The 2,031-nt window shown below is 71.6% G+C and carries 2 protein-coding genes and 1 tRNA gene; 1 reads left to right on the top strand and 2 read right to left on the bottom strand.

The features are described from left to right. Positions 1 to 141: 141 nt before the first annotated feature. Positions 142 to 213: transfer RNA gene (locus tag C1A33_RS24485), tRNA-Val, on the bottom strand. Between the two features lie 452 nt (positions 214 to 665). On the opposite strand from C1A33_RS24485, the gene C1A33_RS24480 reads away from it, so the two are divergent. Further along, positions 666 to 1,097 (top strand): SsgA family sporulation/cell division regulator, encoded by a 432-nt coding sequence (locus tag C1A33_RS24480; protein ID WP_009739629.1) that lies wholly within the window; start codon positions 666 to 668, stop codon positions 1,095 to 1,097. Between the two features lie 252 nt (positions 1,098 to 1,349). Here the strand turns inward: C1A33_RS24480 and C1A33_RS24470 are convergent. Then, positions 1,350 to 2,031, bottom strand: a 682-nt coding sequence (locus C1A33_RS24470; RefSeq protein ID WP_207770482.1) for a chorismate-binding protein, incomplete at its 5' end; no start/stop codon positions are given.

The raw sequence follows: 2,031 nt of genomic DNA, 5'->3' as shown, positions 1-2,031 counted from the left end.
CCCCCGACCTCCCCCAACCCACCTCACCTCGGCGTATCCGGGGATTCCGAGGGGCCGCTGCACAGAGTCGGCGCATCGCGCGGGCTCCCCGGCAAGGCCTCTCGCCGACAGCGGGACCGCAGCATGAAGAGTCAGATCGTGTGGGCGTACGTGGTTTCGAACCACGGACCTCTGCCGTGTGAAGGCAGCGCTCTACCCCTGAGCTATACGCCCCTGCGTCACCGGCCCTCGCGGGTGGTGACACCACCTTACACGGCCGCGTACATCGGCCCGCAGGGGGGTCTCGGCGGACGGATGCGGCGATGTCTGCCGTCCCGCCCGGTGGGCGGACTGCGCCGGGTTCGCCATGACTGGCCAAGGTTGAGAACCACCCGGACGGGGAAGGCTCAAGGTGGCACGGCCTCGGCAGGTTGGCCCAGCTCTCGGGGGGACGCTCGGACGCTACGCACAGTAATCACTCTTCCGCCCAGCGGTGGAGAGCTGTCCGTAGTGCAACCGTTTCGCGCTCTACCCGGGAAAGGTTCACCCTTCCGGGCCGGGCAACTCGCCCAAGCCGCCGTAACGGATGTTGTCTTGGCATAATCTTGTTTCCAACGGGACTCGGAGAGGGAACTATCCCGTTACACGGGTGCTCGCCCGCACCACGCACCATGAGAGGCCGCCCGATGACTATTCGTCACGATTCGATCACCGCCGAACTTGCCCTTCGCCTCGTCGTCCCCGGCGGCGCGCCCGTGCCGGTCGCCGCGACGGTCCGGTACGAGCCGGCCGACCCCTACGCCATCAGCATCGGGTTCCGTACGGGGGCGGACGAGGTCGTCGAGTGGACCTTCGCGCGACAGCTGCTGAGCGACGGCGTGCGCCGCCCGGCCGGCGATGGCGATGTTCAGGTCTGGCCGGCCGCCCAGTCCGGCGGGCGGATCGTCTGCCTGTCGCTGTCGAGCCCGTCGGGGCACGCGCTGTTCGAGATGCCGCGCTCCGAGGTCCTGGCCTTCCTGCGGCGCACCTACTCCGCGGTCCCGCTCGGTGGTGAGAGCGACATCATCGATCTTGACGCGGAGCTCGCCCTGTTGATCTGGGGCGGTCCCGAGCGGTGATCTCACCGGGGCCGGGAGCACTGCCCGATCCCGGCGAGCCGGTGCGGGCACTCGACAGGGGAGACGCTGCCCCAACTCGCATCTCTTGCGGTCGCACCCATTCGCACGACGAGCACCCACCCGCCTGGCCGGTGACATCCGGCCGGGCGGGTCGTCGTCTGCGGGCCTTCACGCCGGTCACCGCCGCGGCCTGCACCGTGGCAGCCCCCGCCGCCATGTCGTCGCGGTCCGGGCCGGAGCCAGGGCCCGCGGTCAGCCGGCCGCGCCGCTCGCCAGCCCCACGAGACGGCGGGCCTTGAGCTCGGTCTCCTGCCATTCGTCCAGGGGATCACTGCCCCAGGTGATGGCGGCGCCGGTGCCGAAGTGCAGCCGGCCATCCCCGAACCAGAACGTCCGGATGCCGACGGACAGCCAGCCGCGGCGACGGTCGGCGTCCACCCAGCCGATGCCCCCGCAGTAGGGGCCGCGGGCCACCGGCTCCAGCTCCCGGATGACGCGCAGCGCGCTCGACTTCGGCGCGCCCGACACCGAACCGGCCGGGCTCGCCGCCGCCAGCAGTTCCGCCCAGCCCACGCCGGGCCGCAGCCTGGCCCGCACGGTCGAGACCAGGTGGACCAGCCCCGGATGCTCCTCGACCGCGCACAGCGCCGGTACGGTGACGCTGCCCGGCCGCGCCACCCGACCGAGATCATTGCGTACCAGGTCGACGATCATGATGTTCTCGGCGACGTCCTTGTCCCCCAGGTCCCGCTCCGTCCGCCCGGTTCCCTTGATCGGGCTGGACCGGACGACGTCGCCCGCGCGCTCGAGGAACAGCTCCGGCGAGGCTCCGACGACACGCAGGCCCGCCTCGGGCACGTCCAGCACGACGGCGTACGGCGCCGGATTGCCGGCGGCCAGGATGGCCGCCAGCCCCGCCGGATCTCCCCCGCCC

The sequence above is a fragment of the Frankia canadensis genome, assembly GCF_900197875.1.
Classification (GTDB): domain Bacteria; phylum Actinomycetota; class Actinomycetes; order Frankiales; family Frankiaceae; genus Frankia; species Frankia canadensis.
This window is presented reverse-complemented; position numbering and strand designations above follow the sequence as displayed.